Genomic DNA, 13,595 nt, shown 5'->3' with positions numbered 1-13,595 from the left:
GCAAATTTTACCATATCATTGACGTTAACAGCCCTGCGTTTCATGCTTTGCACCTAAATCAAGAAGACTTCAACAAAGGATAGGCCCAACCCATGCGCCGCACCTCCGCCCTTATTCTTATTGGCAACGAAATCCTTTCCGGCCGCACAAAAGATGAAAACATTCAGTTTCTAGCCCTCCGGCTGGGAGAACTGGGGATTCCTCTGCGTGAAATCCGTGTGATTCCGGACATTCGGGAAACCATCATCAACACCGTGACAGAAATGCGCGCGAAATATGATGAGGTCTTTACCACCGGCGGCATTGGCCCCACGCATGATGACATCACGGCCCCTTGTGTTGCCGAAGCTTTTGGTGTGCCGTGGGAGTTCCACCCCCCCACCTTTAAGCTGCTGGAAACCTATTTTGGGCCGGAAGAGTTTAACGCCGCCCGCCAGCGTATGGCCAAGCTGCCACAGGGCGCCACCCCCATTGTAAACCCGGTTTCACTGGCCCCTGGCTTTAGCATTGGCAATGTGCACGTTATGGCGGGCGTGCCCCGCATTATGCGCGGTATGTTTGATAGCCTTGCCCCTAGCCTGCAAAAAGGTGCGCCAGTTTTTTCTCGCACATGGCACACCACATCACTTTTTGAAGGCACGTTGGCCGATGGGTTAGAGGATATTCAGAATCGCTTTCCAGATCTGGATATCGGCTCCTACCCCTTCCACCGCGAAGATGGCCGCCGCGGTGTAGCCCTTGTTGCCAAAGGGCAAAACCGAGCCGAAGTGGAAGAAGCAGCCAGTGCTATCCATGATCTTATCAAAACAAAAGGCGGCATCCCCATAGAAGGAGAGCCGCCTGTCTGACACTTTAACTTACCCTCCCGCCAGTTTTGCACTAGCGGGAGGGTACAATGCGTGTGTTAGCTTAGGGCTTCGCGCCCCATTGCCAGAAACTTTTCACGCCGCAATTCTTTCAAGCGTGCGGGAGCAATTGGCAAAAGCGTTTTGAGTTCTTCTGTCAGCGCGGTGCGGACAGATTCCATTGCCACGGTTGGCTCACGCTGCGCACCACCTACGGGTTCTGGAATAATCCGGTCAATCAGCCCCAGTTTCTGCAAATCCTGCGCCGTTAAGCGCAGCGTTTCTGCCGCTGTGCTGGCCTGCTTGGGATCACGCCACAAAATAGAGGCACAAGCTTCAGGCGAGATAACGGAGTAGATGGCGTTTTCCAACATCATCACTCGGTCACCAGCTCCCAATGCCACAGCACCGCCAGAGCCACCTTCACCAATCACAGTAGCAACAAGTGGCACGGGCACTTCAAAGCAGGTGGCAATAGAACGGGCAATGGCTTCGGCCTGCCCGCGTTGCTCGGCATCAATACCGGGCCATGCGCCTGCGGTATCAATAAATGTCAGAATCGGCATATTAAAGTGCCCGGCCATTCTCATCAGCCGTTGCGCCTTGCGGTAGCCTTCTGGCCGCGCCATGCCAAAATTATGCTGGAGCCGGGTTTCTAGGTCTGAACCGCGTTCAGTCCCGATCACCATAACCGGTGTGCCGTCAAAACGGCCCATGCCACCAATAACAGCTTTATCATCTGCAAACAGACGATCCCCCGCCAGCGGCGTAAAGTCTGTTATCAGCGCATTCACATAGTCCTGCGTATGCGGACGCTGCGCATGGCGGGCCACCTGCACCTTCTGCCACGGCGTAAGCTTGGCATAGATGGCACGCAGGTGCTTTTCCGCCTTTTCAGAAAGACGGGCCGTTTCTTCTTCTATGTTGACCCCGTTGGGGTCAGTCATTTGCCGCAGTTCGTCGATCTTGTTTTCAAGTTCGGCGACGGGCTTTTCGAAATCCAGGAACTGACGCATGCAGAAGCCGATAGCACAATGACGTGTAAAACCAAGTCACTTCATGCAACCAAACATATCTGAATGTCGATTTTTCATTTGGTGTGGGCAGAATCCGCCGCCAAAGGATGATGCGCCTGCACGGCCTTTTGCAGGCGTTCTGTTTGCACATGGGTGTAAATTTGGGTGGTGGCGATATCTGCATGCCCCAACAACATCTGCAAAGCCCGCAAATCCGCCCCATGCGCCAGCAAATGCGTAGCAAAGGAATGGCGCAGCACGTGGGGGGAAAGACGCGCCGGATCAATTTCCGCCCGTATGGCCACAGTGTGCAGAATCCGGTCAAACGCCTGCCGTGTCATGGGTTTTGCTGGGTCGCGGCCGGGAAAAAGGAATGGGCTTTCCAAATGCGCGTCCACTTCCAGCAAAGCCTGCGCGGCTTCTCGCGCACTGCCTGAAAGCGGCACTAAGCGTTCCCGCCCGCCTTTACCGCGCACCATGATCATGCGTTGGTCACCGGCTATGGCTTTACGTGGCAGAGCCAATAATTCGGAAATACGCAGGCCAGAGGCATACAGCAGCTCTAGCGCTGCCTTGGCCAAAATTCCGCGTCGTTTTTTAGCCAAGGATGCCCCAGCGGGTTCCGCACAGGCATTCAGCAGTGCAAGCACTTCCGATTCGGATAAAAAACGGGGCAAAGGTGTGCGGGGTTTGGGGCTATCCAGATGTGCTGCGGGGTTATCTGCGCGCATCCCTTCACGCAGCAAGAATAGGTAAAACTGTCGGATACAGGACAAGCGCCGCGCTACCGTGCGCCGTGCCTGCCCGCTGCCAACCAATGCAGCCATCCAGTTTTGCAAACCCTCGGTTGTGGCCGTTTGCAGGGTTTGCCCCCCCCGCGCCAGACTTTCAGCGCAGGAGGTCAGGTCCGCTTCATACGCAGCTAGTGTATTGGGGGCGGCTGCGCGCTCGGCAGCCAACATCTCCAGAAAAAGATCAACGCCCCCGCTTAGCATGGCTTACGGATGCGCCGGCGCTGCCGGAGCCGGAGCTGCAACCGGCGGCGGAGGTGCCACAGGTGCTGGTGGCGCAACAGCAGCAGGCTGTGCCGGTGGAGCTGTTTGCGTAATGGTGGGCTGCGCCGGAGCTGCAGGCACAACAGCAGAAACCACCGGAGCGGGAGGTGCCGCAGGCACCGCTACGCTTGGAGCGGCGGCAGACGTAGCCGGAGCGGCCAGCGGCAGATCACGATGCACTGGCTGGGGGACGGGTGGATGTGCGCTTAGGCCCAGCGCGGCAAAACCGCCCAGAACAACCGCAAACACTGCGGCGGCAACAATCAGAACCGTGCGGTTCATGCAGCTTGGCTCCCTTAACTGATATAGGTGTGTTCTGTCTGCTGTATGTTAAGCTGTGTTCCATGTCATCACGTATCTCTTCTCCCCACTCCGAAACAACGGACCCACCACCCATTCCGCTTGATCTGGAACGGGTCAGCCGTAGCCACGGTTCTGGCATCATTCCCTTTGGCCGCAGCATTGTGCTTGTGGGCCTTATGGGGGCAGGAAAAACCACTATTGGCCGCCCCCTTGCCACCCGGCTGGGGCTGCCTTTTGTTGATGCCGATGTAGAAATAGAACGCGCAGCGGGCTGTTCCATTGCAGATGTTTTTCGCCTGTACGGTGAAGCCGCCTTTCGTGATGGAGAGCGGCGGGTGATTCGCAGGTTGCTGGAAGGCCCACCTATGGTGCTGGCTACTGGCGGGGGGGCATTTATGGATTCCACCACCCGCGCCTTGGTGCGTGAGCGTGCAGTTTCCATCTGGCTGCGTTGCCCCCTGCCCGTGCTGGTACGCCGTGTGAGTGGGCGCACGCACCGCCCGCTCCTGAACACGACATCCCCGCGTGAAGTGCTGGAAAACCTTATGGCCATCCGCCATCCGGTTTATGCCGAGGCGGATATTATTGTTGATTGTGGAGACAACAACGTGGAGCACACAACCACGCGCGTTATGGAAGCCCTTGCCCTTTCGCGCCGCCCGTTAAGGTTACCTGTTACCTTGGCGCATACATCTTATGATGTGGTGATTGGCACGAATCTGATCAGCCGCGCGGGTGCCTTGCTGGCCCCGGTGCTGCCTCAGAAAAACGTTGTTATCATTACGGATGAAAACGTGGCCCCGCGCTACCTGCATCAGTTGGAAGCTGCTTTAGCAGAAACCGGCATTACATCCCGCAGCCTGCGCGTGCCGCCGGGAGAGCAGACCAAGTGTCTGGAGATGTATCAGAAGCTGACAGACAATATTCTGGAGCACGGCATAGAACGCCGCACCAGCATTATTGCACTGGGCGGCGGCGTGGTGGGAGATCTGGCCGGATTCGTCGCTGCTACCACCCTGCGTGGGCTGCCCTTTGTGCAGATTCCCACCACGTTGCTCTCTCAGGTGGATTCTTCAGTTGGGGGCAAAACGGGCATCAATACCCGTTGGGGCAAGAATCTGTTGGGGGCGTTCCATCAGCCACTTTGCGTGCTGGCAGATGTTTCCACCCTTGCAACCTTGCCGCGTCGTGAGCTGGTGGCCGGTTATGCCGAAATCGTGAAGTCCGGCTTAATTGGCGATGAAGCCCTGTTTGCATGGTGTGAAGAAAACGGTGCCGCCGTGCTGGATCAGGACCCAGAAGCGCTGGCAATGGCTGTACAGCAGGCTTGCGCCTTCAAAGCCCGCGTTGTGGCTACCGATGAACGCGAGCAGCAGAAAAGCAATGGCCGTGCCCTGCTCAATCTGGGCCACACATTTGGGCACGCACTAGAAGCCGAACTGGGTTATGATGGTCGGCTTTTACATGGCGAGGCCGTTTCCATCGGCCTGAATCTGGCTTTTGCGCTTTCTGTACGTTTGGGCCTGTGCCCCCGCGCGGACATGGAGCGTGTGAATCGCCATCTGGAAGCCTTGGGCATACCCGCGCACATCCGAGACCTGCCCCACACCTTCCGCACGCAGGATCTGATGGCCCATATGCAGCGTGATAAGAAGATGCAGGATGGGCGCCTATCCTTTGTACTGGCGCACGGAATCGGTCAGGCCTTCACCACGCGGGATGTGCCCGCAACAGCCGTGAAAGAGGTGTTGGAAGCAGACGGTAGCGTGGCTTAAAAGCGGCTACGCATACCCACCGCAAAGCATCGGGTTGTAAATGTGTCACCTCGCCGCAATTCCGCCTTAATCAGACGAGAATGAGGGCGAGATACATGCTTTTGCAACATGTTATGGAAAGGGCCAGAAACCGTGGAAATACTTTTGCGCCAGAAACATATTCGTCCCACGAAATGAACTGTTGCAAATACAACACGGTTATGGCTTGTAATCACTAAGAGTATGAAGCTTCGGGTTCCTATTTTGGAACTGATCGTTTTATACGGCTTTAGGCATCTAGCTGGACCTGCCCGCTGAAATGGTTGGTGGGTTAGTCGAACAGATGAAATATTGAGGACCAAAAAAATGCGTCTCCGCACGGCGTTACTTGCAACGACACTGATGGCAGCGGCTCCGGCGGCCGCATCTGCCACCACGATTACAGGCCCGTATGTAAACGTGGCCGGTGGTTATAACCTGGTTCAGAATCAGCACGCTCACCTGAACGGTGCAAACGCTGCTGGTGCCCCTCCGGGTGGAACCTCCTCTCAGCTGCGCCACAACACCGGCTTCACCGGTTTTGGTGCGTTCGGTTGGGGCTTCGGCAACGGCCTGCGCGCTGAAGTTGAAGGCGTTTACAACTACTCCAACATTGACCACCGTCCGGGCACGTCCGTTCCTGGTCATACCCGTGGTTCCGACCAGTCCTACGGCGGTTTCGTGAACGTGCTGTATGATATCGACCTGAAGCAGTTCGGTATTGATGCACCCGTCACCCCGTTTGTTGGTGTTGGTGCCGGTTACCTGTGGCAGCACTACAACCCGATCGACACCCACTATGCTAACGGTTCGCACACCCGCATTGGTGGCACGAACGGTGGCTTCGCTTACCAGGGTATCGTCGGTGCCGCTTATGACACAGGCATCCCGGGCTTCCAGGTGACCACGGAATACCGCATGATCGGTCAGCCGGGCTCCTTCATGGACGGTGCGTTCCACTACTCCGGTTCCAAGGGCACCGGCGGTAACGTGAACTTCGATCACCGCTTCAACCACCAGTTCATTCTGGGCCTGCGTTATGCGTTCGATACGGCTCCGCCGCCGCCGCCGCCGGCTCCGGTTGTTGCTGCTCCGGCTCCGCTGCCGGCTCGCTCCTACCTGGTGTTCTTCGATTGGGATAAGTCTGTCCTGACCGCTCGCGCTCGCCAGATCGTGGCAGAAGCTGCTCAGGCCTCCACCCACGTTCAGACAACCCGCATCGAAGTTAACGGTTACACCGATAACTCCGCTGCTCACCCCGGCCCGCGCGGTGAAAAGTACAACCTGGGTCTGTCCCTGCGTCGCGCTGACAGCGTGAAGGCAGAACTGATCCGTGACGGCGTTCCGGCTTCCGCCATTGACGTGCACGGTTACGGTGAAGCTCACCCGCTGGTTCCGACCGGCCCGAACACTCGCGAACCGCAGAACCGTCGCGTGGAAATCATCCTCCACTAAGCGGCCTGCTTCCGGTTTTCGGAAAAAAGAAAGGGGTGCCTTCGGGCACCTCTTTTTTTATGTCTGCTTTTTCTGCATTCCAGTTTAAAGCTTTATGCCATGAGCAATGCATCCCCCTCTCCTTCTGCCGCCACAACCAAGCTTATCCGCCTGATAAAGTTTGGCATGGTGGGCAGCCTTGGCTTTTTGTGGGATTCTGGCACCGTTTACGCATTGCGTCCGCTCATTGGGCTTACGGCTGCAACGTTAGTAGCCTATTTTGTGGCAGCCACGCTTAACTGGGTTTTTAACCGAATCTGGACGTTCAAAGGCGCAGGCCATCATGAGCACCCTGTGCTGCAGTGGCTCAGATTCCTAAGCGCCAACAGCCTTGGTTTTTTCCTCAACCGCGGCACTGTCTATCTGCTTTTCTACATTTTTCCGTTTTGCATGCAGCATCCCATTATTGCGCTGGCCGCAGGGGCCGGAGCCGGTATGCTGGCTAATTTTAGCATGAGCCAGAAAGTGGTCTTTCGGGAAAAACCGCCAGCTTCTGCGCTGGAACTGGCTGAAATGTCGGTTGAAATTTCACCTTCTCCCCCGCACCAAACGTCCGATACATAATTTGGCCATATCACCGGCCATTCTCTGCCCTCTTTCAGATCAGCGCAGTGTGCGCTACATCAGGAACACAGGTTAAGAGAACCTTGCCGTTTTCATCTGGCCGTGAGGCCCCTTTCCGCAAGTGTGGAAGCATCACGTGCCCAACCAGTTTCAGGATCGTCTGCCTCACGCCATGCTGACAACAAACGAAATTCGCACCGCTTTTCTGGAGTATTTTGCCAGCAACGGTCACCAGATCGTACCTTCATCGTCTCTGGTTCCCAAGAACGACCCCACCCTGCTGTTTACCAACGCGGGTATGGTGCAGTTCAAGAACGTGTTTACCGGCCAGGAAACGCGCCCCTACTCTCGCGCAACCACTGCGCAGAAGGTTGTACGCGCCGGCGGCAAGCATAACGATCTGGACAATGTGGGCTATACAGCACGGCACCACACGTTTTTTGAAATGATGGGCAATTTCTCCTTCGGTGATTACTTCAAACCCGAAGCCATTGAATTTGCATGGAATCTGGTCACCAAGGGCTTCAACCTGCCCAAAGACAAACTTCTGGTCACTGTATTTGCAGAAGACGAAGATGCCGCGGGCCTATGGCGTTCCATTGCCGGGTTGGATGACAGTCGCATTATCCGCATTCCTACATCAGATAACTTCTGGCGGATGGGTGATACCGGCCCCTGCGGCCCTTGCTCCGAAATCTTTTTCGACCATGGCCCGGATGTTCCCGGTGGCCCGCCCGGCTCCCCCGATGAAGATGGGGATCGGTTTGTAGAAATCTGGAACCTCGTGTTCATGCAGTATTTCGAAGACCCACCGGGCACGCGTTCCCCTCTGCCGCGTCCCTCTATTGATACAGGGCTTGGGCTAGAACGCTTTGCCGCCATCATGCAGGGCAAGCGCGATAACTACGATACAGATACGTTTGTAGCCCTTATTCAGGCCTCGGCAGATCTGACACATCAGGCGGTTGAGGGCCCGTTCAAGGCCAGCCATCGCGTTGTGGCCGACCATCTGCGCTCCAGCGCCTTCCTGATTGCCGATGGCGTGTTGCCCTCCAAGGATGGCCGCGGCTATGTGCTACGCCGCATCATGCGCCGCGCCATGCGCCACCTGCACATGATGGGTACCACAGAACCCACGTTCTACAAACTCCTGCCTGCTCTTATCCAGCAGATGGGCGGTGCGTATCCTGAACTGGTGCATGGTGAAGCTCTTATCCGTGAAACCATGCGCGGTGAGGAAGAACGCTTTAAAGCCATGTTGGACCGTGGCCTGCACCTGCTGGAAGAAGAAAAATCTCATCTGGCCAGTGGCGCATCTTTGCCGGGCGATGTGGCCTTCCGCCTGTATGATACGTTCGGCTTTCCGCTGGATCTTACGCAGGATGCCCTGCGTGGTTCCGGCCATGATGTGGACGTTAAAGGCTTTGAAGATGCCATGGCTGTGCAGCGCCAACGCGCCCGCGCCGCATGGACAGGCTCTGGCGATACAACCGTAGAAACCATCTGGTTTGAAGCGCGCGACAAATTTGGGGCTTCCGAATTTCTGGGCTACAGCACAGAACAGGCTGATGGTGAAGTTCAGGCTGTTATTGCTGGCAATGAATTCCTGAAAAAAGCCTCGGTTGGCTCCGAAGTAGCTGTGCTGCTGAACCAGACACCTTTTTATGGTGAAAGTGGTGGTCAGGCCGGTGATACCGGCTTCCTGACGGCATCTGGCGTTAAAATTGCCATTACGGATACGCAGAAAAAAGCCGGTGATCTGATCGTGCATTACGGCACGGTAACAGAAGGCACACTGCGCCCAGGCATGGCTGTAACCGCTACGGTGGACCATGACCGCCGCAGCGCCATTCGCGCCCATCACTCTGCCACCCACCTGCTGCATGAGGCTCTACGTCGCCATCTGGGTGCGCATGTGGCCCAAAAAGGCAGCCTGAACACAGCCGAACGCCTGCGCTTTGACGTAAGCCAGCCTCGCCCCATTACGGATGAGGAATTGGCTGCCATTGAAGCCGAAGTGAACAACCGTATCCGCGATAACTCGCAGGTTGTCACGCGCTCCATGACACCGGATGAAGCTATTGCCGAAGGGGCTACCGCCCTGTTTGGTGAAAAATACGGTGATGAAGTGCGCGTAGTTTCCATGGGCGCTGGCACGGACAACCAAAACCCGTGGTCTATGGAGCTGTGCGGCGGTACGCATGTGAACCGCACGGGGGATATCGGGCAGTTCCGCATTGTTTCAGAAAGCGGCGTTTCTGCTGGTGTGCGGCGTATTGAAGCTGTGGCTGGTAAAGCTGCGCAGGATCTGACTGTTTCTAACGAACAGCGCCTGACCCAAATGGCCGCGATGATGAAGGTTTCTGTAGCTGACGCGCCAGAGCGTCTGGCCGCTGTGCTTGAAGAACGCCGCCAGATGGAAAAACAGATTGCCCATTTGCAGCGCCAACTCGCCACCGGCAACGTGGCTGCTGCGGGAGTGGATAAAATTGGCGCAGTACGTCTGGCCACCCGTAATATGGGTGAAACACCCCCGCGTGAACTCAAAGGGCTGGCCGAAACTATTCTCAAGCAGGGCAATGCCGATGTGGTGGTACTGATTTCCACCGCTGATGGCAAAGGCAGCGTTGTGGCTGCCGTTGGCCCGGAAATGGTGGAAAAAGTAGATGCTGTAGCCCTTGTGCGTGCTGCCAGTGCCGCCATGGGCGGCAAAGGTGGCGGTGGGCGGCGCGATATGGCGCAGGCTGGCGGCCCGGATGCACAGGCTGCGGATGCAGCTTTTGCCGCCGTGCGGGAAGCCCTGAAGACCATGGCCTGAAACATCGGCCAGACGGGAAGGAACTCCTAGGTGCCTTCCCGTTTTCTTCCCTTCATGTCGGCTTTCGCGTAAGGATTATTTATGTCGCTACTTGCTTCGCTTAAACTAGTTGTTGCGCGCCCGCACCGGGAAGCGCGCCCTTTCCTTCTGGCATCTGGTGCCACGGCTGCTCTGGCCTACTGGGCTGGCCGTAAACTGCGCTACCCCGTATTGCGCGGCGTGGGCCATGCCAGCGCAGGCTTTTTTGGCTTCTGCCTGTATTTCTTCCGTGATCCGGCGCGGGTCACACCGGCACGTAATGATGTCGCCGTAGCTCCGGCTGATGGGCACATTGTTTCTATCGAAAAAGTAGCCCCACCGGCAGAGCTGGATATGGGCACAACACCGGTATGGCGCATTGCCACCTTCCTTTCCGTGCTGGATGTGCATGTTAACCGCATGCCCGCAGCAGGCACAGTCACACGGGTTGCCTATCACCCCGGCCTGTTCCTGAACGCCAGCCTGGACAAGGCTTCCGAACAGAATGAACGCAACGCCCTCAGCCTTACCCTGCCTGATGGCCGTATGATGGCTGTGGTGCAGATTGCCGGGCTGGTGGCGCGCCGCATTGTTTGCTCCGTAAAGGAAGGCGATAAAGTAGAAGCTGGTGAGCGCTTTGGCATTATCCGCTTTGGCTCCCGCACAGATCTGTATCTGCCGCCGGGTGTGGAACCTCTGGTTTCTGTCGGACAGACGATGGTAGGCGGTGAAACCGTCATGGCGCGGTTGTAAAACAGAGCAATCGTGACACAACCTTCCTCATCTCCCTCTGCTCCTGCGCAGCAGACTTCTGAAACACCGCGCCGTCGTCGCCGTTTGCGGCGGCGGGTACGCAGCAAAATACGCGGGCCATCCTTTAACCGGCTCATCCCCAATATTCTCACTATGTTGGGGCTTTGCGGCGGCCTTATGGGCATGCGCTTTGCGGTGGATGGCCGTTTTCAGGCCGCTGCCGTGGCTTTGCTGATTTCCGCCTTTATTGATGGGCTGGATGGCCGTATTGCCCGGCTGCTGCGTGGTTCCACCCGCTTTGGCGCTGAGTTTGACAGCCTGTCTGACTTTTTGTGCTTTGGGGTAGCGCCTTCCTTCCTGTTGTATTTCTGGGCACTAAAGGATGGCGGACGTTATGCTTTTCTGCCGTGCATTATGTTTACCGTGTGCATGGCGCTTCGGCTGGCACGGTTTAACGCCAATCTGGATGGCGAGCATCATCAGCCCCAATATGCCAGTAACTTCTTTACCGGCGTACCAGCCCCCGCGGGTGCCGGGCTGGCTCTTTTCCCGCTCTTTTTGGGGCTGGAAGCACAAAAGCTGGGCATAGACTGGCTTTACCGGCTAACACGCCTACCGTGGATTCCCACGCTTACCTTGGCAAGCACAGGGTTGCTGCTGGTTTCTACTTTGCCGGTATGGTCGTTCAAGAACTTCAAAGTGCCTGCTCAGTATGTTCTGCCCCTTATGCTGGGCACCGGGCTTTATGCTGTGGTGCTGGTGGCAGATCCGTGGGCCGCTTTGGCCGCTGCGGGCGTGATTTACGTTTTCCTTCTGCCGCTTAGCCGCCTGAGTTTTCTGCGGCTTAAAAAAGCAGCGGAAGACCTACAAACCGATGAAGACGACATAGAAGAAACCCCAGCCCCTTCACACGGCTGAGGTTTCAGCTTCCTTTGGGGGCACGGCCTGTTTGCCAAACAGGGAACACAGGCCGTTTAAAACATCCTGAGGCGCTGGCGGGCAGCCGGGTATTTTCAGATCTATGGAAACCCGGCGCTCCAACCCACCCAATACTGTATAATTTTCAGGAAACATGCCGCCATCTAAAGCGCAGCTTCCTATGGCAATCAGCCCTTTAGGGGTTGGCATGGCCTGCCATGCTGCTTCCAGCACCGGAGCCATGGCACGAGTGAGTGCACCCGTTATCAGCAACACATCGGCATTGCGGGGCGATGTTACAAAGCCAAAACCTGCGCCTTCCATATCGTATGGCGCATATCGCAGGGCCTGAAGTTCCATTCCGCAGCCACCACAGCCACCTGTATCAACATGGAACAGAAGCAGCGGCCAGCGCGGGCCTACGGGCTTCATGCGCTGCATATCCTGCTTGAAGGCTGCATCAAATACTGCGCGTATCAGCCCCATGTGTTTTTGCCTTTCATTCCGCCCGCCTGCACAGCTTACTGATCCAGAGCTGCTGCGTTGATATCCAATGATCGCGCAAGCAAGGCAACATCATCTGGCTGATGCCCCGGCAATATAGCCTCAAACGTTAACAAAGCGGCGGAAGATGGATTGCGGGCAAACACCTGTTCCACCCGGCCCTCTTTTAGGCTCACCCAGTACAAAATGCCGCCCCACGGCCCTTCTACCATGCCTGTGCCTTCACTATCCTGCATGGAAAGCTGCACACTGCCACCTGCTGTTAACCCAATGCGGGATGCCACTTCATCCAACATACGCAGGCTTTCGCCTACTTCTTCCAGCAAAAGCATAGCGCGGTCTTCCGTCGTGCCATCCTGCCTGCCTGAGGTAAAACGCCATATGCCTTCGTAACCCGGCATCATGCGGCGGCCATCACAATCCCACCCGGCAGCGCGTGCTGTAGGGCCATCTAGCCCGACACGCTCCAGTAAATCTGCCGTAACCTTACCCATACCCGCCAACTGCATGGAAAGGCCCGGATATTCCTGCCACAAGGCCAACAAGGCCGGATAATCACGCTCTGCCACTTCACACAGGCGGCCACACATATCGCCCATTTGCGTGGCGTGGCGTAGGGAGAGGCCGCCGGGCACGCATACATCCATCAGCAAGCGTGAGCCGGTAATGGGGGCAGCTTCCTGTATCAGCCGCTCTCGTAATGCCATGCAGGCAGAGGCCACCAATCGTGCGCCAGCAAGGCGCGCCATATCCGCCAGCAGAAACAGATGGTGGCAAATACGTTCCAGTTCCAGCAACGCAACACGCAACAACCGGATTTCCGGGCCTACCTGCTCCTTGCAGGCATCTTCCACAGCCAAACAAAATGCCACCTGATGCGCCACAGACTGCCCGGCCGCCACACGTGTACTCAGTTTGCAGGCATCTTCCACACGGCTATTACGCCAGCGCAGCTCCATACCCCTATGCGCATAACCTGTTACGGTTTCCGCTGCGCGAATACGCCCTTCCCGCAGAGCCAGCGCCACATGCAAAGGCGGTTCCATACCACCTGTAGCTGGGCCCCAGCCATCTGCCATGTCACCCTCTTGGTGCATATGTTCTGCGGGCTGGAAATGGATAAGCCCTTTTTGCCCACCTCCTGCACCCGGATGCTCCGCCAAAGGCATGGAGGATGACCACACATCATGATCCAATAAAGGTCTTACATCCGTCGCCCACATGCCCTCTGCGCCATACAGATCATAAATGCGGCGTTCATACAGGCAGGAAATATCTCTTGCGGGGGAAAGTGCAGGGTATCGGCTATCTTCCAGCGCCAACGTGGCCGCCAATGGCTGTCCATCTGGCAGAAACAGTGCGTGCACATCTGTGCCATCACACCACAGGCCCACAAATGGCAGATCATCATGCTTGAGCGCATCTACCAGATCACGCCATGCCATTTCTTGCAGCCTAAAGCGCCACGGGGTTTCTGTTTCCTCACCCGCCCAGATATGAGAAGCTGCATTCAT

General features: G+C 56.7%; 12 protein-coding genes. 7 read left to right on the top strand and 5 right to left on the bottom strand.

All coding sequences use genetic code 11. The features are described from left to right. Positions 1–92 precede the first annotated feature (92 nt). Entirely contained in the window at positions 93–848 is a 756-nt protein-coding gene (locus tag A4S02_RS01995) for a competence/damage-inducible protein A (protein WP_070322789.1), read from the top strand. 56 nt (positions 849–904) lie between these two features. Here the strand turns inward: A4S02_RS01995 and A4S02_RS01990 are convergent, their stop codons facing one another. The 3 genes from A4S02_RS01990 to A4S02_RS01980 all read right to left on the bottom strand — a co-directional run bounded on the left by A4S02_RS01990 (position 905) and on the right by A4S02_RS01980 (position 3,198). Next, positions 905–1,861, bottom strand: coding sequence for an acetyl-CoA carboxylase carboxyltransferase subunit alpha (locus A4S02_RS01990; RefSeq protein ID WP_019089679.1), 957 nt, complete (start codon positions 1,859–1,861; stop codon positions 905–907). Between the two features lie 74 nt (positions 1,862–1,935). Next, entirely contained in the window at positions 1,936–2,856 is a 921-nt protein-coding gene (locus A4S02_RS01985; protein ID WP_070322788.1) for a site-specific tyrosine recombinase XerD, read from the bottom strand. Between the two features lie 3 nt (positions 2,857–2,859). Then, on the bottom strand, positions 2,860–3,198 hold the full coding sequence (locus A4S02_RS01980) for a hypothetical protein (protein ID WP_070322787.1): 339 nt from the start codon (positions 3,196–3,198) through the stop codon (positions 2,860–2,862). A gap of 62 nt (positions 3,199–3,260) precedes the next feature. Between A4S02_RS01980 and aroB the strand changes: the two genes are divergently transcribed. From aroB to A4S02_RS01950, 6 genes are all read left to right on the top strand, one after another. Further along, the gene (gene aroB, locus A4S02_RS01975) at positions 3,261–4,994 is read left to right on the top strand and encodes a 3-dehydroquinate synthase (RefSeq protein WP_082246857.1); all 1,734 of its coding nucleotides are present in this window, start codon (positions 3,261–3,263) and stop codon (positions 4,992–4,994) included. Between the two features lie 345 nt (positions 4,995–5,339). Then, positions 5,340–6,467 (top strand): OmpA family protein, encoded by a 1,128-nt coding sequence (locus tag A4S02_RS01970; protein ID WP_012812684.1) that lies wholly within the window; start codon positions 5,340–5,342, stop codon positions 6,465–6,467. 99 nt (positions 6,468–6,566) lie between these two features. Then, on the top strand, positions 6,567–7,070 hold the full coding sequence (locus A4S02_RS01965; RefSeq protein WP_070322786.1) for a GtrA family protein: 504 nt from the start codon (positions 6,567–6,569) through the stop codon (positions 7,068–7,070). Between the two features lie 172 nt (positions 7,071–7,242). Further along, positions 7,243–9,888 carry an alanine--tRNA ligase gene (gene alaS / locus A4S02_RS01960; protein WP_070322785.1) on the top strand — a complete coding sequence of 882 codons (2,646 nt, stop codon included), beginning with the start codon at positions 7,243–7,245 and terminating at the stop codon, positions 9,886–9,888. Between the two features lie 81 nt (positions 9,889–9,969). Next, positions 9,970–10,659 carry a phosphatidylserine decarboxylase gene (locus A4S02_RS01955; RefSeq protein WP_070322784.1) on the top strand — a complete coding sequence of 230 codons (690 nt, stop codon included), beginning with the start codon at positions 9,970–9,972 and terminating at the stop codon, positions 10,657–10,659. Between the two features lie 12 nt (positions 10,660–10,671). Next, the gene (locus A4S02_RS01950; RefSeq protein ID WP_070322783.1) at positions 10,672–11,577 is read left to right on the top strand and encodes a CDP-alcohol phosphatidyltransferase family protein; all 906 of its coding nucleotides are present in this window, start codon (positions 10,672–10,674) and stop codon (positions 11,575–11,577) included. On the opposite strand, the gene A4S02_RS01945 is transcribed toward A4S02_RS01950, so the two are convergent. Together A4S02_RS01945 and A4S02_RS01940 are read right to left on the bottom strand one after the other, a co-directional pair. After that, entirely contained in the window at positions 11,566–12,063 is a 498-nt protein-coding gene (locus tag A4S02_RS01945; RefSeq protein WP_070322782.1) for an NADH-quinone oxidoreductase subunit B family protein, read from the bottom strand. The two genes, A4S02_RS01950 and A4S02_RS01945, sit on opposite strands and share 12 nt — an antisense overlap. 35 nt (positions 12,064–12,098) lie before the next feature. Further along, on the bottom strand, positions 12,099–13,595 hold the full coding sequence (locus A4S02_RS01940; protein ID WP_070324143.1) for a hydrogenase large subunit: 1,497 nt from the start codon (positions 13,593–13,595) through the stop codon (positions 12,099–12,101).

The sequence above is a fragment of the Acetobacter ascendens genome, assembly GCF_001766235.1.
GTDB lineage: Bacteria > Pseudomonadota > Alphaproteobacteria > Acetobacterales > Acetobacteraceae > Acetobacter > Acetobacter ascendens.
Note: the sequence above shows the minus strand (reverse complement) of the source record. Positions and strands in the feature narration are given on the sequence as shown.

What these genes read in the sequence shown, in the direction of transcription:
- A4S02_RS01995 (WP_070322789.1), top strand. Translation starts at nt 93, where the DNA reads ATGCGCCGCACCTCCGCCCTTATTCTTATTGGCAACGAAATCCTTTCC.
- A4S02_RS01990 (WP_019089679.1), bottom strand. Translation starts at nt 1,861, where the DNA reads ATGCGTCAGTTCCTGGATTTCGAAAAGCCCGTCGCCGAACTTGAAAAC.
- A4S02_RS01985 (WP_070322788.1), bottom strand. Translation starts at nt 2,856, where the DNA reads ATGCTAAGCGGGGGCGTTGATCTTTTTCTGGAGATGTTGGCTGCCGAG.
- A4S02_RS01980 (WP_070322787.1), bottom strand. Translation starts at nt 3,198, where the DNA reads ATGAACCGCACGGTTCTGATTGTTGCCGCCGCAGTGTTTGCGGTTGTT.
- aroB (WP_082246857.1), top strand. Translation starts at nt 3,261, where the DNA reads ATGTCATCACGTATCTCTTCTCCCCACTCCGAAACAACGGACCCACCA.
- A4S02_RS01970 (WP_012812684.1), top strand. Translation starts at nt 5,340, where the DNA reads ATGCGTCTCCGCACGGCGTTACTTGCAACGACACTGATGGCAGCGGCT.
- A4S02_RS01965 (WP_070322786.1), top strand. Translation starts at nt 6,567, where the DNA reads ATGAGCAATGCATCCCCCTCTCCTTCTGCCGCCACAACCAAGCTTATC.
- alaS (WP_070322785.1), top strand. Translation starts at nt 7,243, where the DNA reads ATGCTGACAACAAACGAAATTCGCACCGCTTTTCTGGAGTATTTTGCC.
- A4S02_RS01955 (WP_070322784.1), top strand. Translation starts at nt 9,970, where the DNA reads ATGTCGCTACTTGCTTCGCTTAAACTAGTTGTTGCGCGCCCGCACCGG.
- A4S02_RS01945 (WP_070322782.1), bottom strand. Translation starts at nt 12,063, where the DNA reads ATGGGGCTGATACGCGCAGTATTTGATGCAGCCTTCAAGCAGGATATG.
- A4S02_RS01940 (WP_070324143.1), bottom strand. Translation starts at nt 13,595, where the DNA reads ATGAATGCAGCTTCTCATATCTGGGCGGGTGAGGAAACAGAAACCCCG.